This window comes from Lelliottia nimipressuralis (genome assembly GCF_041464075.1).
Classification (GTDB): Bacteria; Pseudomonadota; Gammaproteobacteria; order Enterobacterales; family Enterobacteriaceae; genus Enterobacter; species Enterobacter nimipressuralis.
Window position 1 is genome coordinate 1,069,253 of sequence record NZ_CP167172.1, and the last position, 19,313, is coordinate 1,088,565.

At 54.0% G+C, this 19,313-nt stretch carries 17 protein-coding genes; 13 read left to right on the top strand and 4 right to left on the bottom strand.

Annotated elements, in window-relative coordinates:
• Positions 1 to 262: 262 nt before the first annotated feature.
• The 9 genes from bolA (at position 263) to ACB496_RS05025 (ending at position 10,634) form a co-directional block, all read left to right on the top strand.
• The gene (gene bolA / locus ACB496_RS04985; RefSeq protein ID WP_100777405.1) at positions 263 to 580 is read left to right on the top strand and encodes a transcriptional regulator BolA; all 318 of its coding nucleotides are present in this window, start codon (positions 263 to 265) and stop codon (positions 578 to 580) included.
• Positions 581 to 913: 333 nt separating this feature from the next.
• Positions 914 to 2,212 (top strand): trigger factor, encoded by a 1,299-nt coding sequence (tig, locus tag ACB496_RS04990; protein WP_100777404.1) that lies wholly within the window; start codon positions 914 to 916, stop codon positions 2,210 to 2,212.
• Between the two features lie 260 nt (positions 2,213 to 2,472).
• A complete protein-coding gene (clpP, locus tag ACB496_RS04995; protein WP_003021624.1) occupies positions 2,473 to 3,096 on the top strand; it encodes an ATP-dependent Clp endopeptidase proteolytic subunit ClpP in 624 nt (207 codons plus the stop codon).
• Between the two features lie 126 nt (positions 3,097 to 3,222).
• Entirely contained in the window at positions 3,223 to 4,497 is a 1,275-nt protein-coding gene (clpX, locus tag ACB496_RS05000; protein ID WP_095281003.1) for an ATP-dependent protease ATP-binding subunit ClpX, read from the top strand.
• Between the two features lie 181 nt (positions 4,498 to 4,678).
• A complete protein-coding gene (gene lon / locus ACB496_RS05005) occupies positions 4,679 to 7,033 on the top strand; it encodes an endopeptidase La (protein ID WP_100777403.1) in 2,355 nt (784 codons plus the stop codon).
• A 210-nt stretch (positions 7,034 to 7,243) separates the two neighbouring features.
• Positions 7,244 to 7,516, top strand: coding sequence for a nucleoid-associated protein HU-beta (gene hupB / locus ACB496_RS05010; protein ID WP_010428111.1), 273 nt, complete (start codon positions 7,244 to 7,246; stop codon positions 7,514 to 7,516).
• A gap of 211 nt (positions 7,517 to 7,727) precedes the next feature.
• Positions 7,728 to 9,602: a peptidylprolyl isomerase gene (gene ppiD / locus ACB496_RS05015; protein WP_371974598.1), complete on the top strand. Its 1,875-nt coding sequence runs from the start codon at positions 7,728 to 7,730 to the stop codon at positions 9,600 to 9,602.
• A 148-nt stretch (positions 9,603 to 9,750) separates the two neighbouring features.
• Positions 9,751 to 10,137, top strand: a complete 387-nt coding sequence (locus ACB496_RS05020) for a helix-hairpin-helix domain-containing protein (protein WP_371974599.1) — start codon at positions 9,751 to 9,753, stop codon at positions 10,135 to 10,137.
• 98 nt (positions 10,138 to 10,235) lie between these two features.
• Positions 10,236 to 10,634, top strand: coding sequence for a YbgC/FadM family acyl-CoA thioesterase (locus tag ACB496_RS05025; protein WP_095281007.1), 399 nt, complete (start codon positions 10,236 to 10,238; stop codon positions 10,632 to 10,634).
• A 43-nt stretch (positions 10,635 to 10,677) separates the two neighbouring features.
• On the opposite strand, the gene queC is transcribed toward ACB496_RS05025, so the two are convergent.
• The 3 genes from queC to ACB496_RS05040 form a co-directional block, all read right to left on the bottom strand.
• Positions 10,678 to 11,373: a 7-cyano-7-deazaguanine synthase QueC gene (queC, locus tag ACB496_RS05030; protein ID WP_371974600.1), complete on the bottom strand. Its 696-nt coding sequence runs from the start codon at positions 11,371 to 11,373 to the stop codon at positions 10,678 to 10,680.
• Between the two features lie 67 nt (positions 11,374 to 11,440).
• Positions 11,441 to 13,141, bottom strand: a complete 1,701-nt coding sequence (locus ACB496_RS05035) for an SgrR family transcriptional regulator (RefSeq protein ID WP_371974601.1) — start codon at positions 13,139 to 13,141, stop codon at positions 11,441 to 11,443.
• 20 nt (positions 13,142 to 13,161) lie between these two features.
• Entirely contained in the window at positions 13,162 to 14,073 is a 912-nt protein-coding gene (locus tag ACB496_RS05040) for a LysR substrate-binding domain-containing protein (protein WP_100777398.1), read from the bottom strand.
• A gap of 191 nt (positions 14,074 to 14,264) precedes the next feature.
• Between ACB496_RS05040 and ACB496_RS05045 the strand changes: the two genes are divergently transcribed.
• The 3 genes from ACB496_RS05045 (at position 14,265) to cof (ending at position 17,624) form a co-directional block, all read left to right on the top strand.
• Positions 14,265 to 15,455 (top strand): MFS transporter, encoded by a 1,191-nt coding sequence (locus ACB496_RS05045; protein WP_371974602.1) that lies wholly within the window; start codon positions 14,265 to 14,267, stop codon positions 15,453 to 15,455.
• A 15-nt stretch (positions 15,456 to 15,470) separates the two neighbouring features.
• Positions 15,471 to 16,655, top strand: a complete 1,185-nt coding sequence (locus tag ACB496_RS05050) for an amidohydrolase (protein ID WP_371974603.1) — start codon at positions 15,471 to 15,473, stop codon at positions 16,653 to 16,655.
• 150 nt (positions 16,656 to 16,805) lie between these two features.
• Positions 16,806 to 17,624 carry an HMP-PP phosphatase gene (gene cof / locus ACB496_RS05055; protein ID WP_371974604.1) on the top strand — a complete coding sequence of 273 codons (819 nt, stop codon included), beginning with the start codon at positions 16,806 to 16,808 and terminating at the stop codon, positions 17,622 to 17,624.
• Positions 17,625 to 17,674: 50 nt separating this feature from the next.
• Here cof and ACB496_RS05060 read toward each other — a convergent pair whose 3' ends face one another.
• Complete coding sequence (locus ACB496_RS05060; RefSeq protein ID WP_100777395.1) at positions 17,675 to 18,721, bottom strand: PLP-dependent cysteine synthase family protein; 1,047 nt, start codon at positions 18,719 to 18,721, stop codon at positions 17,675 to 17,677.
• A 116-nt stretch (positions 18,722 to 18,837) separates the two neighbouring features.
• On the opposite strand from ACB496_RS05060, the gene ACB496_RS05065 reads away from it, so the two are divergent.
• Positions 18,838 to 19,296 (top strand): Lrp/AsnC family transcriptional regulator, encoded by a 459-nt coding sequence (locus tag ACB496_RS05065; RefSeq protein ID WP_012016320.1) that lies wholly within the window; start codon positions 18,838 to 18,840, stop codon positions 19,294 to 19,296.
• Positions 19,297 to 19,313 lie beyond the last annotated feature (17 nt).

The following is a 19,313-nucleotide window of genomic DNA, read 5'->3' on the forward strand; positions in this document are numbered from 1 at the left end:
CCGCCATCATAACATCGCTAACGGCAAGGGGAAGTGGTCAACGCATGTAAATTCATCGTCTTGTCTGAAATCTGACCACCACTGACATTTTCTTTACTGCACCAGGGACAAAACGTATGAGGGAGACAGTGAACTTCATCCATTTGAATGAGGAAATCAGACGAAAGCTAAATATTTGTTGTCTTGATGTAATGGAAGCGGTAAAAGCGGCTAACATTTAAAGGGATGGGTGACATCTCAGCGTTGTCAGAGGAGTAATATCATGATGATACGTGAACAGATCGAAGAAAAACTAAGGACAGCGTTTAATCCCGTGTTCCTCGAAGTTGTCGATGAGAGCTACCGTCATAACGTGCCGGCCGGTTCTGAAAGCCATTTCAAAGTTGTACTGGTTAGCGACCGCTTCGTAGGGGAACGCTTCCTTAATCGTCACCGTATGATCTACGGAACGTTGACGGAAGAACTCTCCTCCACAGTGCATGCGCTGGCCCTTCATACCTACACCATTAAGGAGTGGGAAGGGTTGCAGGATACGATCTTCGCCTCACCACCTTGTCGGGGTGCGGGAAGCATCGCGTAATCGATCCGGGTTGCAACCGCTGGAGTTTTTCCAGTATGTTGCATACAGAATGATGTCAAGACGGCCTGCGGGCCGTTTTGTTTTGTCTGCGTTTTGAACGTATGGGGCGAATTTTAGGCCAAAAATAGCCTTAAATTGTGAAAAAAGCCGCAGCTAGATGCCCCAACCGTTCTCGACTCACCCAAGTGATGCCGCTATAATGCCGCGTCTTAATGAATGTCTTCGGGATGATTCTGGCGACAGGGAATGTGAATCTGCTAAATAGTGAGCATCCCGGTATTGCGAGACAAATTCAGAGTTGACCGAGCACTGTGATTTTTTTGAGGTAACAAGATGCAAGTTTCAGTTGAAACCACTCAAGGCCTTGGCCGCCGTGTAACGATTACTATCGCTGCTGACAGCATCGAAACTGCTGTGAAAAGCGAGCTGGTCAACGTAGCAAAAAAAGTACGTATTGACGGCTTCCGTAAGGGTAAAGTACCGATGAATGTCGTTGCTCAGCGTTATGGCGCTTCTGTTCGCCAGGACGTGCTGGGTGACCTGATGAGCCGCAACTTCATTGATGCCATCATCAAAGAAAAAATCAATCCAGCCGGCGCACCGAACTACGTTCCGGGCGAATACAAACTGGGCGAAGACTTCACCTACTCCGTAGAGTTCGAAGTTTACCCAGAAGTTGAGCTGAAAGGTCTGGACACCATCGAAGTTGAAAAACCAATCGTTGAAGTGACCGACACCGACGTTGACGGCATGCTGGATACTCTGCGTAAGCAGCAGGCGAACTGGAAAGACAAAGACGGCGCTGTTGAAGCAGAAGACCGTGTCACCATCGACTTCTCCGGCTCTGTAGACGGCGAAGAGTTCGAAGGCGGCAAAGCGACTGACTTCGTACTGGCGATGGGCCAGGGTCGTATGATCCCAGGCTTCGAAGACGGTATCAAAGGCCACAAAGCCGGCGAAGAGTTCACCATCGACGTGACCTTCCCTGAAGAATACCACGCTGAAAACCTGAAAGGTAAAGCAGCGAAGTTCGTTATCAACCTGAAGAAAGTTGAAGAGCGCGAACTGCCAGAACTGACTGAAGAGTTCATCAAACGTTTCGGCGTTGAAGATGGCTCCGTAGCCGGTCTGCGCGCAGAAGTGCGTAAAAACATGGAGCGCGAGCTGAACGGCGCCGTGCGTAACCGTGTGAAATCTCAGGCTATCGAAGGTCTGGTGAAAGCGAACGAAATCGACGTTCCTGCAGCACTGATTGACAGCGAAATCGACGTTCTGCGTCGCCAGGCTGCACAGCGCTTCGGTGGCAACCAGCAGCAAGCGCTGGAACTGCCTCGCGAACTGTTCGAAGAGCAGGCTAAACGCCGCGTTGTTGTCGGTCTGCTGCTGGGCGAAGTGATTCGTACCCACGAGCTGAAAGCTGACGAAGATCGCGTGAAAGGCCTGATCGAAGAGATGGCTTCTGCTTACGAAGATCCGCGTGAAGTGGTTGAGTTCTACGGCAGCAACAAAGAGCTGATGGACAACATGCGCAACGTAGCCCTGGAAGAGCAGGCTGTTGAAGCGGTTCTGGCTAAAGCAAAAGTGACTGAAAAAGCCACTTCTTTCAACGAACTGATGAACCAGCAGGCGTAATTCTGCCCCAACGGTTTAAAGTTTGAACAAAAACCCGTTGCCATTTGGTAACGGGTTTTTTTTATCGCAGTAATAGCCCAGGAAGAGTGCTAAAACGCCCTTTCAGTGTTAGCGTTACAACAAAAGATTGTTATGCTTGAAATATGGCGATGCCGTCCCCATAAGTGTGTAATCACGATGAATGAGACTGGCTGATAATCCGTCCATAAGGTTACAATCAGTACAGCAGGTATTTTCCAATTTTTATCCAGGAGACGGAAATGTCATACAGTGGCGAACGAGATAACTTTGCACCCCATATGGCTCTGGTGCCAATGGTTATTGAACAGACCTCTCGCGGTGAACGTTCTTTTGATATCTATTCCCGTCTGCTCAAGGAACGCGTTATCTTTTTGACCGGCCAGGTGGAAGACCATATGGCGAACCTGATCGTGGCACAGATGCTGTTCCTGGAAGCGGAAAACCCGGAAAAAGACATTTACCTGTATATTAACTCCCCTGGCGGCGTGATCACTGCCGGGATGTCCATTTATGACACCATGCAGTTCATCAAGCCTGACGTCAGCACCATTTGTATGGGGCAGGCGGCATCGATGGGTGCGTTCCTGCTGACCGCAGGGGCAAAAGGCAAACGTTTCTGTCTGCCAAATTCCCGCGTGATGATTCACCAGCCGCTGGGCGGATACCAGGGCCAGGCGACAGACATTGAAATTCATGCGCGTGAAATTCTGAAAGTGAAAGGGCGCATGAATGAACTTATGGCGCACCACACGGGTCAATCACTTGAGCAGATCGAGCGTGATACCGAGCGCGATCGCTTCCTCTCCGCATCAGAGGCAGTTGAGTACGGCTTAGTCGACTCCATTTTGACCCATCGTAATTGATGCCCACGGCGCGAGTGTGCCGCTATACTAAGGTAGGCGGCATTTTGCTTCACAGTAACTTGCGTCTGAGAATGGCATTTGCGTCGTCATGTGCGGCACAAAGAACTTAAAAAGAGGTTTGGACTCATGACAGATAAACGCAAAGATGGTTCGGGCAAACTGCTGTACTGCTCTTTTTGCGGCAAAAGCCAGCATGAAGTGCGAAAACTGATTGCCGGGCCGTCCGTGTATATCTGCGACGAATGTGTCGATTTATGTAACGACATTATCCGCGAAGAGATTAAAGAAGTAGCGCCTCATCGTGAGCGCAGCGCATTGCCGACTCCGCACGAGATCCGTCATCATCTTGATGATTACGTTATCGGCCAGGAACCGGCGAAAAAGGTGCTGGCAGTTGCAGTGTACAACCACTACAAACGTCTGCGTAACGGCGATACCAGCAATGGCGTTGAGCTTGGCAAAAGTAACATTTTGCTGATCGGCCCAACGGGTTCCGGTAAAACGCTGCTGGCCGAAACGCTGGCACGTCTGCTGGATGTTCCGTTCACCATGGCTGATGCTACCACGCTGACCGAAGCCGGTTACGTGGGTGAAGACGTTGAAAACATCATTCAGAAGCTGCTGCAGAAGTGCGACTACGACGTGCAGAAAGCCCAGCGCGGTATCGTATATATCGATGAGATCGATAAAATCTCTCGTAAATCCGATAACCCGTCCATCACCCGTGACGTATCGGGCGAAGGCGTGCAGCAGGCTCTGCTGAAGCTTATCGAAGGTACGGTTGCCGCCGTTCCGCCGCAGGGTGGACGCAAACATCCGCAGCAGGAGTTCTTGCAGGTTGATACCTCTAAGATCCTGTTCATCTGCGGTGGCGCGTTCGCAGGGCTGGATAAAGTGATCGCTAACCGTGTTGAAACCGGCTCCGGCATTGGTTTTGGCGCGACGGTGAAAGCCAAGTCCGAGAAAGCGAACGAAGGCGAACTGCTGTCGCAGGTTGAGCCAGAAGATTTGATCAAGTTTGGTCTGATTCCTGAATTCATCGGTCGTCTGCCGGTAGTGGCAACGCTGAATGAGCTGAGTGAAGATGCGCTGATTCAGATCCTGAAAGAGCCGAAAAATGCGCTGACCAAGCAGTATCAGGCATTGTTCAATCTGGAAGGCGTGGATCTGGAATTCCGTGACGAAGCGCTGGTCGCTATCGCGAAGAAAGCGATGGTCCGTAAAACGGGTGCGCGTGGTTTGCGCTCTATCGTTGAAGCGGCGCTGCTCGACACCATGTACGATTTACCGTCCATGGAAGATGTCGAAAAAGTGGTGATCGACGAATCCGTTATCAGCGGCCAATCTAAACCAATGCTGATGTATGGCAAACCGGAAGCCCAGCAGGCGTCTGGCGAATAATTAGCCAAATCATACAAGCAGTTAATCAAAAAGGGGGGATTTTATCTCCCCTTTTATTTTTCCTTATTCATAGCGTTGAATGTGTGGGAAACATCCCCATATACTGGTTACATGTTTATGGTTGTGTAACACAGTGACATGACCTGCTTACCTGGCGGACACTAAACTAAGAGAGAGCTCTATGAATCCTGAGCGTTCTGAACGCATTGAAATCCCCGTATTGCCGCTGCGCGATGTGGTGGTTTATCCGCACATGGTCATACCCTTATTTGTAGGGCGGGAAAAATCTATCCGTTGCCTTGAAGCCGCCATGGATCATGATAAGAAAATCATGCTGGTGGCGCAGAAAGAAGCATCAACGGATGAGCCGGGTGTAAACGATCTTTTCACCGTCGGGACCGTGGCCTCTATTTTGCAAATGCTGAAGCTGCCTGACGGCACCGTGAAGGTGCTGGTAGAGGGCTTGCAGCGTGCGCGTATCACTACGCTTTCTGACGATGGCGAACACTTCTCTGCCAAAGCGGAGTACCTTGAGTCGCCGCAGCTCGACGAGCGCGAGCAGGAAGTGCTGGTGCGCACGGCGATTAGCCAGTTTGAAGGCTATATCAAGCTGAACAAAAAAATCCCACCAGAAGTGCTGACGTCGCTTAATAGCATCGACGATCCTGCGCGTCTGGCGGACACCATCGCTGCACACATGCCGCTGAAGCTGGCTGATAAACAGTCCGTGCTGGAGATGTCCGACGTGAACGAGCGTCTGGAATATCTGATGGCGATGATGGAATCCGAAATCGATCTGCTGCAGGTTGAGAAACGCATTCGCAACCGCGTCAAAAAGCAGATGGAGAAATCCCAGCGCGAGTACTATCTGAACGAGCAAATGAAAGCCATTCAGAAAGAGCTCGGCGAGATGGACGACGCCCCAGACGAAAACGAAGCGCTGAAGCGTAAGATCGACGCGGCGAAAATGCCGAAAGAGGCAAAAGAGAAAGCCGAAGCAGAACTGCAGAAGCTGAAAATGATGTCTCCGATGTCGGCCGAAGCGACCGTGGTTCGCGGCTATATCGAATGGATGGTGCAGGTACCGTGGAATGCCCGTAGCAAGGTCAAAAAAGATCTGCGTCAGGCGCAAGAGATCCTCGATACCGACCACTACGGCCTTGAGCGCGTCAAAGACCGCATCCTTGAGTATCTTGCGGTTCAGAGTCGTGTGAACAAGCTGAAAGGCCCAATTCTGTGCCTGGTAGGGCCTCCTGGTGTGGGTAAAACCTCTCTGGGTCAGTCCATCGCCAAAGCTACCGGACGTAAATACATCCGTATGGCGCTCGGCGGCGTGCGTGATGAAGCGGAAATTCGCGGTCACCGTCGCACGTACATCGGCTCCATGCCGGGTAAACTGATTCAGAAAATGGCGAAAGTGGGCGTTAAAAACCCGCTGTTCCTGCTCGATGAGATCGACAAAATGTCTTCGGACATGCGTGGCGATCCGGCGTCTGCTCTGCTTGAAGTGTTAGATCCAGAACAGAACGTGGCGTTCAGCGATCACTATCTGGAAGTGGACTACGATCTCAGCGATGTGATGTTCGTAGCGACCTCCAACTCCATGAACATTCCGGCTCCGCTGCTGGATCGTATGGAAGTGATCCGTCTGTCCGGTTACACCGAAGACGAAAAACTGAACATTGCCAAGCGCCATCTGTTGTCGAAACAGATTGAGCGTAACGCGCTGAAAGAGAGCGAGATTACGGTCGACGACAGTGCGATTATCAGCATTATTCGTTACTACACTCGTGAAGCGGGCGTGCGTAGTCTTGAGCGTGAAATCTCTAAACTGTGTCGTAAGGCGGTTAAACAGCTTCTGCTGGATAAATCCCTGAAGCACATCGAGATCAACGGCGACAATCTGCACGAATATCTGGGCGTACAGCGCTTTGATTATGGCCGTGCCGATAACGAAAACCGCGTGGGCCAGGTGACCGGTCTGGCATGGACGGAAGTGGGCGGCGATCTGCTGACCATCGAAACCGCCTGTGTGCCAGGCAAAGGCAAGCTGACTTACACCGGTTCTCTGGGCGAAGTCATGCAGGAGTCCATTCAGGCAGCGCTGACCGTGGTCCGTGCGCGTGCGGAGAAGCTGGGTATTAATCCAGACTTCTACGAAAAACGCGACATTCACGTCCACGTTCCTGAAGGGGCTACGCCGAAAGACGGCCCAAGTGCCGGTATCGCGATGTGTACCGCGCTGGTCTCCTGTCTGACGGGTAACCCGGTGCGTGCTGATGTGGCGATGACGGGTGAGATCACGCTGCGTGGTCTGGTGCTGCCGATCGGTGGTTTGAAAGAAAAACTGCTGGCTGCACACCGCGGTGGTATTAAAACCGTATTGATCCCGCATGAGAACAAACGTGATCTGGAAGAGATTCCTGACAATGTTATCGCCGATCTGGATATCCATCCGGTGAAACGCATTGAGGAAGTTCTGAGCCTCGCGCTGCAGAATGAGCCCTCTGGAATGCAGGTCGTAACCGCAAAATAGTGACCTCGCGCAAAGAGCGCTAAGAAAAACAAGGCTGACAGGTGATTTCTCACTTGCCAGCCTTTTTTTGTATAGCTAATTTAGATTGCTGATTGGGTTAGCCATCAACAACGGGTGTTGTAAGGTCATGGCAGGCCTGATATAACTGCTGCGCGGTCGCGTCGTGAAGGATTCAGGCGCGATATAAATTATAAAGAGAGGAAGAGAACAGTGAATAAATCTCAACTGATTGACAAAATTGCTGCGGGTGCTGATATCTCTAAAGCTGCGGCTGGACGTGCGTTAGATGCATTAATTGCCTCTGTAACTGAATCTCTGCAATCCGGGGATGACGTTGCGCTGGTAGGTTTTGGTACTTTTGCTGTTAAAGAGCGTGCTGCCCGTACTGGCCGCAACCCTCAGACCGGTAAAGAGATCACCATCGCTGCCGCTAAAGTGCCAGGTTTCCGTGCAGGTAAAGCACTGAAAGACGCAGTAAACTGATCGCTTTCTCGTTCAAGGGAAGTCGAAAAGTACAAGGGCGCATCATTTGATGTGCCTTTTTTGTTTGTCCAGCGCGACTTTATGCGAGTTTATGCGCGTTGTGGGCTGACATTTACCCCGGTTTCTTGTCACAATACAACCTTACGCGCTGCGGTCAGGATTTTCCCCAGCGTGAGGTCACCAGTCACCTACAGCGGAGTGTGGTTTCACCATGATGGACAACTTACGCACGGCTGCTAACAGTCTCGTGCTCAAGATTATTTTCGGTATCATTATCGTGTCGTTTATTTTGACCGGTGTGAGTGGATACCTGATTGGCGGTAGTAGCAACTACGCCGCGAAAGTGAATGGCCAGGAAATCAGCCGCGGGCAGTTTGAAAATGCCTTTGCCGGGGAACGTAATCGCATGCAGCAACAGCTCGGCGAACAGTTCTCTGAGCTTGCAGCGAACGAAGGCTACATGAAAACCCTCCGTCAGCAGACCGTGAATCGTCTTATCGACGAAGCGCTGCTCGATCAGTATTCCCGACACCTGGGACTGGGCATCAGCGATGAGCAGGTCAAAAAGGCCATTTTCGCGACCCAGGCTTTCCAGTCTAACGGTAAATTCGATAACTCCCGCTACACCGCCATCGTTAATCAGATGGGGATGACGCCGGATCAATACGCTCAGGCGCTGCGTAATCAGCTGACCACACAGCAACTGATTAACGCGGTAGTCGGTACCGATTTCATGCTTAAGGGCGAAACCGACGAGCTGGCAGCCCTGGTGGCTCAGCAGCGTGTCGTTCGCACCGCAACGATTGATGTCAACGCGCTGGCGGCAAAACAGTCAGTCAGCGACGACGAGATCAAAGCCTATTACGAGCAGAACAAAAACAACTTCACCGCACCTGAGCAGTTCCGCGTGAGCTACATCAAGCTGGACGCCGCAGCGATGCCGGAAACAGCGTCTGACAGCGAAGTGCAGTCTTACTACGACCAGCACCAGGATCAGTTCACTCAGGCGCAGCGTAACCGTTACAGCGTCATTCAGACCAAAACTGAAGCCGATGCTAAGGCGATTGTCGACGAGCTGGCTAAAGGCGCCGACTTTGCGGCACTGGCGAAAACGAAATCCACCGACATCATCTCTGCGAAAAACGGCGGTGATATGGGCTGGCTGGAAGACGCTACCACGCCAGACGAGCTGAAAAACGCGGGCCTGAAAGAGAAAGGCCAGCTGTCCGGTGTGATCAAATCCTCTGTCGGTTTCCTTGTGGCGCGTCTGGATGATGTCCAGCCTGCTAAAACCAAACCGCTGGCTGACGTTCGCGATGATATCGCCGCGAAAGTGAAGCAAGAGAAAGCGCTGGATGCGTACTACGCGCTGCAGCAGAAAGTGAGCGACGCGGCGAGCAATGACAACGAATCTCTGGCGGGTGCTGAGCAGGCTGCTGGCGTGAAAGCCGTAGAAACGAGCTGGTTCGGTCACGACAACCTGCCTGAAGAGCTGAACTTCAAACCGGTTGCCGATGCCATCTTCAACGGTGGTCTGGTCGGTGAGAACGGTACGCCGGGCAGCAACTCTGACATCATCACCGTTGACGGCGATCGTGCGTTTGTTCTGCGTATTGCGGAGCATAAAGCCGAAACCATCAAACCGCTGGATGCTGTGAAAGATCAGATTGCTGCTCTGGTCAAACACAACAAAGCAGAACAGCAGGCGAAGCTGGATGCAGAAAAACTGCTGGCTGAGCTGAAAGCAGGTAAAGGTGATGCGGCGCTGAAAGCGGCGGGTCTGAGCTTCGGTGAGGCGAAAACCCTGAGCCGTACAGGTCAGGACCCGGTGAGCCAGGCGGCGTTTGGCCTGAGCCTGCCTGCGAAAGACAAACCGAGCTTTGGTACGGCGTCGGATATGCAGGGCAACATCGTTCTGCTGGCGCTTGACGAAGTGAAAGCAGGCACCATGCCGGAAGAGCAGAAAAAAGCGATGGTTCAGGGCATCACCCAGAACAACGCCCAGATCGCTTTCGAAGCACTGATGAGCAACCTGCGCAAAGATGCCAAAATCAAGCTGGGCGATATCATCACGCAGCAGCAGTAATTACGGCGCTGCTCGCAGATTTTCGCAACGCAATGCAATATTTAAAGGCCGCTTACGCGGCCTTTTCCATTTCTGAAATCTGCTGTTTGTTGTTGTTTTTGAGGGCGGGTATTGTGGCTTCGCTGTCAACAAACAAGGAGAAAACAGCATGAAACATGGAATCAAAGCACTTTTAATGACGCTTGCGATCGCCACAACGGGGATGAGTTTTAGCGCACTGGCGGCGACACCGGCGGCGAAGGCACATACCGTTGCGACGACGGCTGAAGCCACCACGTCGGACGCGGCAGCTTCCCAGCCTAAGGCGACAGTCAGCACTAAAGCGACTGACGACGATGGTACCCGGGTCAGCATCAACTCTGCCTCGGCAGAAGATCTGGCGCGCGTAATGAATGGCGTTGGGCTGAAAAAAGCGCAGGCCATTGTCGGCTATCGTGACGAATACGGTCCGTTTAAAACCGTCGACGATCTGAAGCAGGTACCGGGGATCGGTAACGCGCTGGTTGAGCGCAACCTCACGCACCTGACACTGTAATCACACAATAACTTGCACAGTGGCAAAATTTTGCCAGGATAAAGAGGTCATACCAGTTATGACCTCTCATCCTATAACAATTTCAGGGCTAGTGCGCTATGCAGACTCAGATCAAAGTACGCGGTTACCATCTCGATGTTTACCAGCATGTGAATAATGCTCGTTATCTCGAATTCCTCGAAGAGGCTCGCTGGGACGGGCTGGAAAACAGCGAAAGCTTCCAGTGGCTCACGGCGCACAACATCGCTTTTGTGGTTGCCAATATCAATATCAACTACCGCCGTCCTGCGGTGCTGGGCGATCGCCTGACGGTGACGAGCCAGTTGCAGCAGTTAAACGGTAAAAGCGGCGTGTTGAGTCAGGTCGTGACGCTGGACCCGGAAGGGCAGGTGGTGGCTGATGCGCTGATTACCTTTGTCTGCATTGATTTAAAAACGCAGAAAGCGCTGCCGTTAGAAGGCGAGTTACGCGAGAAGCTGGATCTGTTAATCGAATAATGTTGCGACCGGGTGAATGTCCTTCACCCGGTCGCGCCAGGGCTTATTTCAGCCCGGTTTTTTTCTTCATCAGCGCCATCACTGCAGGCTTATCGGCCAGGTAATGATTCAGACCGTTGGCGCGCAGGTTACAGGCGGCACATTGCCCACAGCCGTCGCCTTTGATGCCGTTGTAGCAGGTCAGCGTTTCCTTACGCACCAGATCCAGTTTGCCCCAGTAGTCGGCTAACGCCCAGGTCTCGGCTTTATCGAGCCACATCAGCGGCGTTTCAAAGCGAATCTCTTTTGCCATCCCCAGATCCACGGCGTGATTAAGCGCTTTCACGAACTCGTCGCGGCAATCCGGGTAGCCGGAAAAATCGGTTTCGCACACGCCGGTGATGATCGCCTCCGCTTTCACCTGGTAGGCATAAATCGCGGTGAGCGTCAGGAACAGGATATTGCGGCCCGGTACAAAGGTATTGGGAATGCCGCTGGCATCAGGCTCATAGTCAGGGACAGGAATACTGTCGCGCGTCAGGCTGCTGACAGCCAGTTCGTTTAACAGCGTGACGTCCAGCACTTTATGCGCACGTGCGCCCAGTTTCAGCGCCAGTTCGCGGGCCACGTCGATTTCAGCGCGATGGCGCTGACCATAATCAAACGTCACACAATGCACTTCATCATATTGATGCAGGGCCTGAACCAGACAGGTGGTGGAATCCTGTCCTCCGCTGAACACGACGACGGCACGTTTCATAAATAGATCTCAACAGTATCGGTAAAAACAATATGGTAACGTCTGGCACGCCTGGCGACCAGCTTCTTCACGCGTTCGGGGCCGGAAGCCAGGCCTGTGAAAAATCAAACCAACCGCGGGTATTAAGGCGAATACCGTTCACTCCCGGCGGCGCGCTGATTTGATACTGATAGTTAAAGAGAGGCGTTAAAACCGCATTCTCCATCAGATGGGTGAAAATCGACTGCAAACCGCTGTGCCGCGTGTGCTCGCTGACCTGCGTCTGTACCGCATCCAGCGTTGCCTGAAGATGAGCATACTGCGGCGCGCTGAGCAGATGCGGCCACAGGGTATCGCAGCGCAGCCACTGCTCAAGCGTATATCCCGGCGCTTCGCCGATCAGTCTGTCACCCATCATCAGATCCGCTTCGGCCAGATTGCCGCAGCCGTCCCAGGTTTTAGCATCATGGAAAATGACGTTGAGCGTACAACCCTGCTTTGCCAGATACTGTTTGAGCTGTTCAGCCATGGTGTGCAATTCAACGGGCAAATGGTAAATCAGAGTGAGCGTGTCGGGGAGAGGAACATCCCGCAACTGCGGCCATTCGGGAATGGTCCAGCCCGGCAGCAATTCGTGCGCGGGGGTAATCAGGTTTTCATCCAGTGGCAGGGTGTGCAGAAGCGTCGTGTGATGGATAATCGTGATGAGCCGCTGCGCCTGCCTTTTACTCAGGCGGGGACTCTGCTTCAGCGTGAGATAGCAAAAGCCAAGGCTGGTGCTGCTGCTGACCAGACGCAGATTAGCCAGTTCGTCCGGCTGCCCTATCGCAATTTGTACCGGATGACGACAGCTGGTGCCTAAATCCTGCTCAAACAGTTGCGGAGTGATCCAGTATTCAATGGCTTTGATTAACGGGTGGCTGAGATGGTATTGCTCATGGCTTTCCAGGCGCACCAGATCGGGTTCAAACACCGTCAACCGGAACGGGCCGCAGCCCGTCAGGGGACGCTCCGGATGGGCGAGACGGCTGCAATAACTGGCCAGACGATGTGCCAGCCAATAATCAGGCTGATGCAATACAAAGGTCAGGCACTGGGGATGCGTTACTTCAACGTTCAGCACGCTGTTAAACAATCGTCGCAGGGCGGGGAGGGCAAAGAGTTCGAGCAGGCTCGCGCGCAGCTGTGCGGTTTCGACCTTATCGCCGTTGTGCCAGTGCAACGTCGAACGGATGTAAAAATGCCAGCGTAAGCCATCGGCTGACACTTCCCAGTGATGGGCAAGATCCCCGGCAGGTTCGCGGCTGTCGTCGTCAAAGCGCGTCAGTCCGGAAAAGACCTGTCCGACCAGGTGCTGTTCCGCGCGTCCCGGCAAAAAGCCCGAATGGAGCGGATCAAGGGAGCGGTAGTAGGGTATCCGCAACGTGGGCGTATCGTTTTGCCACTGGCCGCCGAGGAAAGGGTGCAGCAAGGCGCGCAGCTCCGGTGCGGCCAGCTGCGCCAGCTCTAGCGCATCGTGCTGTTGTCCGCGCATCAGCGCCTGCTCCATCATCTCATTGCGCAGGCGGTCCGGGGTGACGTGAAAGGTTAATGTGCCGCGTTTGCCTCGCCCGGACTGTGCCTTCCAGCTCAGCCACCCAGACTCCTGCGCCTGGCGCAACAGCGTACGCACGTGCCGCTCGCTGCAAAAGCAGCGTTCCGCCAGTTCCGCGACGGTAATTTGCTGCGGCTCACCGGCAGAGGGCTGCCAGAGGCGTTGAAACTGATTCAGTCTGTTGAGTTGACGCATCTTTGGTGCCCGTTGAAAAGTTAGTGCCAGTCATACGCCTGACAATGGTGACGCAGCAGATCCAGCAGTCGGCGCGCCGCGAACGTCAGCGGCGATTTTTGCGAATACAGCACGTGATACTCGGCCTGCGGCAGGCCGTCAATATTCAGCAGGCAGAGCTGATCCTGTAAACCGAACGGAGCCTGCATCGCACGCGCCACTATCGTCAGATAATCCGACTGTAACACCAGACTCAGCCCTGAGATCATCGAGTCCGTGCGCACGGGCGTTTCCGCCAGCTGTGGCAGAAAATCGTTCGCTGAAAGCCGAAGCTGCTGGTAATACCCCATATCGGTCTCCGGCAATACCCAGCGAGCATTTTGCAATGCATCGAAAGTGGTGGCCTGCGCCAGAGGATGGCCTTTGCGGGCAATAATGCCGAAGGAGGCATTGAACAGCGGCTCGCGCACGAGATCGTCCAGGGGTAAGCCTGGGCCTGCCGTCCCGACGGCGAAATCCAGTCGTCCCTCCCGCAGTGCGGGCAACAGCATCGAAAGCTGCCCCTCTTTCACCAGCAGCGTAGAGTGAGGAAGCTGCGTCCGGAAGGCGTCGTTTAGTGCCGGAAAGACCGTCAGGGCCAGCAGAGATGAAATGCCCATCGCCACCGCCCCCTGCGAAAACTGATCGATCTGGCGAATTTCATCGGCCGCTCGCTCCAGCTCCTCCAGAATAAACTGCATCCGCTGAGAAAAGGCCCGCCCGGTTTCCGTCAGCGTCATCCCCTGATTCCCGCGCACAATCAGCCGCGTCTCCAGAGTCTGTTCCAGTTCGCGCAGCGTTCTGCTGACCGCCGGTTGAGATTGCCCTAAGGCTCTGGCCGCACCGCGAATACTGCCGCTGCGGATAACCTGCTGGAAAACCTTCAGTTGCTGTAATTTCGGCAGATAGCGCAACCCGCACCCCTATCAGTAAAAAGTATCACCTGTACAAAAATTGTATCTTATGGCCGGGTGGCAAAGCTGCTAACGTCGATGAAGAATCCACATAATCTGTTGTTGTTCAGTCTGTTATGTGATGCATGTCGCATTTTAATTTCACCTGTCGACAACTCTCTGGCGGGGTGATAACAAAAGGGATATCGGCTATGAAAAATCGTTTCCTGATGATCTTCCTGCTCTTTGTCGGTTATGTGGTGGTGTATCTCGACAAGACGGTGATGGGTTTTGCGCTGTTGCCCATTGAACGTGAATTTGATCTTCGGCCTGAGCAGTTGGGTTATATCACCGGGATCTTCTTTCTCGCCTATTCCCTGTTTCAAATCCCCGCGGGCTGGCTGAACGATCGCTTTGGCTACAAGAAAGTGCTGAGCGTCTCACTCTGTCTGCTCGGCGGCTTCGCCCTGTGCTTTGGGATGCTGGGATTCGGCCTGGGGCTGCTGGTCACTTTTCGTTTTTTATCCGGGATCGGCCATTCCGGTTATCCCTGCTCCTGCGCCAAAGCGGTGGTCTCGAACTTCTCCCTGGAGAAGAGAACTTTCGCACAGTCGATTTTGCTCTCCTCGGCCGGCTTTGCCATGACTGCCGGGCCGCTGATTGCGGTCTACAGTCTGAACTCCCTCGGCTGGCGCGGCTCTTTTTCGATCCTCGGTCTGCTGGCCTTTGCGATTGCCGTTGCCATTATGCTGTGGGTACCGAATCCGACGCCGGTTAAACCGCACTCCGGCGCAGTCACTGGCTATCGTGAGCTGCTGAAAAATCCCATCGTGGTGCTGCTGTTTGTCGCGATCTTCTGCATCAACATTCCGTCCTACGGTCTGATGGCGTGGCTGCCGAAATATCTGGTGCAGCAGCGCGGAATGACGCTGGATATTTCCGGGCTGGTGGTGGCCGCCGGAGGGCTGGGTATCTGGATCTCGTCGCTGGCGACGGGATGGCTGGTGGGGCGCTATATGCAGGGGAGGGAGCCAAAAGTGATTTTTTGCTGCGCGTTGCTAAGCGCAGTCTGCATCTGGCTGGTCTACACCTCCACTTCGGCGTTCACCGCCGGGCTGCTGCTGTTCTTTGGTTATGTTTTCCTGATGGCCGCTTTCGTGACCGTATTTACCTTACCCATGAAACGATTGCCGCCGGAGGTGATGGGCGCGGCGATGGGGATTATCAACACCGGTGGGACGCTGGGCGGTTTTGTCGCCCCGATTGCGATGGGGTATTTGATTACTGTCAGTCGCGACTACCTCTCGACGTTTGTTTTTCTGGCGCTGGCAATGGTGGTTGCCGGGCTTGCCATGTTGCCGCTGGCGCTGAAAACGCGCCCCGCTTTGAGCGATGCGGCTTAACTGAGGAGACATGTGATGGCATTTACGATTGAAGCGATGCTGGCTGAAGTGAAAGAGGACGTTTTGCGCTGGCGCAGACACATTCATGCTCATCCAGAGCTTTCATTTCAGGAGCATAAAACGGCGGACTATATTGCCGATGCACTGGCCAGTTTTGGCGGTTTAACGCTGACGCGCCTGACGCCCAACAGCGTCATTGCCGATCTGAAAGGGGCGTATGAAGGGCCGTGCTACGCGCTGCGTGCCGATATTGACGCGCTGCCCATCCAGGAAGAGAACGACGAAGCCTTTTGTTCGACGGTGCCGGGCGTGATGCATGCCTGCGGCCATGATGCGCATGCCGCCATGCTGCTCGGGGCGGCGAAAGTACTGACACAGTGCCAGTCGATGCTGCACGGCTCGGTGCGCTTTATCTTTCAGCACGCCGAAGAGGTGCCGCCGGGAGGCGCGCAGGAGCTGGTTGATCTCGGGGTGCTCAATGGTGTGGAAAAAATCTTCGGGCTGCACGTGATGCCGAATTTCCCGACGGGGGAAGTCGGGCTGAAAGAGGGCGTCTTCTGCGCCTCAACGGATAATTTTGATATCACCATTGTGGGCAAGGGCGGGCATGGCTCCATGCCGCATCTGTGCATTGATCCGGTGGTGATTGGCGCGGAAGTGGTGACGGCCCTGCAAAATGTGGTGTCACGTCGCACCGATCCGCTTCAGGTACCGGTCCTGACCATCGCCACCTTCCAGAGCGGCGAAAGCTATAACGTCATCCCGGAGCGCATCAAACTGGCGGGGACGTTGCGAACCCATCACGACAGCGTGCGTCAGCAGGTGCCACAGCGGATGGAGCAAATTATAGCGGGCATTACCGCCGCGCACGGCGCGCAGTTTACCCTGAACTGGACGCGGGGTTACGCCAGCGGCAATAACCATCCCGAGGCCTGTGCGATTGCCCGCAAAGTGATTAGCGCCACGCTCGGCGATCAGGCGCTGCGGGAGATTGCGCATCCCCTGTTTGGCGGCGAAGATTTCTCTTCCTATCAGCAAAAAGTACCGGGCTGCTTCCTGTTTATCGGCAGCGGCAATGAGCACATCGGGGCGACCTACGGCGTACATAATCCGCGATTCCGTCTGGATGAAGCGGCGTTGCAGACGGGCGTCAGACTGCATGTTGGATTTATTCAGCACCTGCTTCTTAATCAAGCCTGATTCTCTCCCTCATCAAAACGCTGCAACCGCAGCGTTTTTTTACGCCTGTAAAAAACCCGGAACAATAATAATCATCTATTCACTATTACTTCCGTATATCGCGGGCAATACTGATACCCAGATTAACCCCATCACATTTTCGGAGTCATCATGGCGCGGCTTGCAGCATTTGATATGGACGGCACGCTCTTAATGCCGGATCACCGCTTCGGAGAGAAAACCCTGAGCACGCTGAAGCGGCTGCATGAGCGTGATATCACCCTGACGTTTGCCACGGGCCGTCATGTTCTGGAGATGCGCCACCTGCTCGGCAAACTGTCGATGGATGCTTTTCTCATCACCGGCAACGGTACGCGCATTCACTCGGTGGAAGGCGAAATGTTGCATCGTCAGGATCTGGATCCGGAAGTGGCAGATCTGGTGCTGCACAGCACCTGGGATACGCAGGCCAGTATTCACGTGTTTAACGACACCGGCTGGCTGACGGGCGAAGAGATCCCTGAACTGCTGAAAGCGCACGTCTACAGCGGTTTTCGCTACCAGCTGACGGATCTGCGCCGTATCCCTGCGCACTCGGTGACGAAAATCTGTTTCTGCGGCGATCACGACGATCTGTGCCGTCTGCGCATTCAGCTTAATGAAGCGTTAGGCGACCGTGCGCACCTGACCTTCTCGGCGGTGGAGTGTCTCGAAGTGCTGCCGGTGGGATGCAACAAAGGGTCTGCGCTGGCGGTCCTGAGTGACCACCTCGGTTTAACGATGCAGGATTGTATGGCATTTGGCGATGCCATGAACGACCGCGAAATGCTGGGCAGCGTAGGTCGCGGTGTGATTATGGGAAATGCGATGCCGCAGCTGATTGCTGAGCTGTCGCATCTCCCGGTTATCGGACATTGCCGTAACGAAGCGGTGTCCCATTTTTTGACTCATTGGCTGGATAAACCAAACCTCCCGTATTCCCCCGAATAGTGAGACCCTTCCAGCAAGCCAGACGTCGATGTTTATCGGTCTGGCTTTTTTTATTTTGTCATCTGCGCTATTTGCGCTTTCCACGGCTCGATGTCGCCAATATTAGCTTTCACCCAGTCCGCGTTGTAGTAGGTGTCCAGATAGCGTTCTCCGCTGTCGCACAGCAGCGTGACGATAGAACCGCTCTTGCCCTCTTCGCGCATCCGCACGGCCAGCTGTAGCGCGCCCCACATGTTAGTCCCCGTGGAAGCCCCCACTTTTCGGCCCAGCTGCGTTTCCAGCCAGTGAGCGGTGGCGACACTTGCCGCATCCGGCACGCGCAGCATTTCATCGACCACATCAGGAATAAACGACGGCTCCACGCGCGGGCGACCAATACCTTCAATTTTACTGCCCACCGGGCTGCGCAGGCTGGCGTCACGGTTTTGCCAGTAGTCGAGGAACACGGAGTTTTGCGGGTCAACCACCATCAGTTTTGTATCGTAACCCTGGCAGCGAATATAGCGGCCAATGGTGGCAGAGGTCCCGCCGGTGCCCGCGCTCATCACGATGTATGACGGTTCCGGATGCGGTTCATTCTTCATCTGGCGGAAAATACTGTCGGCAATGTTGTTATTCCCGCGCCAGTCGGTTGCACGTTCGGCGAAGGTAAATTGATCCATGTAATGGCCGTTCAGCTCGCGGGCCAGCATTTCTGACGCGGCGTAAATCTCGCAGGCGCTTTCAACAAAATGACAGCGTCCGCCGTAAAACGCGATCTGTTCGATTTTGCGTTTTGCGGTGCAGGAGGGCATCACGGCGATAAACGGCAGGCCAAGCAGACGAGCGAAATAGGCCTCGGACACGGCAGTCGAACCCGACGACGACTCAATAATCGTGGTGCCCTCGTTGATCCAGCCGTTACACAGCCCATACAGAAAAAGCGAACGCGCCAGACGATGCTTCAGGCTGCCGGTCGGGTGAGTGCTTTCATCTTTCAGGTAGAGCTGAATTCCGGAAAACCCCGGCAGGGCGAGGCGGATAAGATGGGTGTCCGCCGAGCGCTGATAGTCGGCATTGATTTCGCTGATTGCGTGTTTGACCCAGGTGCTATTCATCGTGTGTATCCATTTGTCATTTTGTGCCTAGGATAGCGAAAAGCACAGAAAAAATTGTTGCTATCTGGCCTTTAAAATAGAATGTCAGGAGAAAATTATTCTCTGTGAGGCGGGGTATGTTAGATAAAATTGACCGTAAGCTGCTCTCTCTGCTGCAAAAGGACTGCACCCTCTCTTTGCAGGCGCTCGCTGATGCCGTTAATCTGACCACCACACCCTGCTGGAAACGCCTAAAAAGACTGGAAGACGACGGCGTTTTGCTGGGCCGCGTGGCGCTGCTCGATCCCGAAAAACTGGGGCTTGGATTGACCGCGTTTGTTCTGATAAAAACGCAGCACCACAGCAGCGACTGGTACTGCCGGTTTGTCACCGAGGTCTCCGAGATGCCCGAAGTGCTTGGTTTCTGGCGCATGGCAGGGGAATACGACTATCTGATGCGCGTGCAGGTGGCGGACATGAAACGCTATGACGACTTCTACAAACGGTTGGTCAACAGCGTGCCGGGCTTGTCGGATGTCACCTCAAGCTTCGCCATGGAACAGATTAAATACACCACCGCTTTACCCATTGAATAACTTCCAGGCCTTGCCGG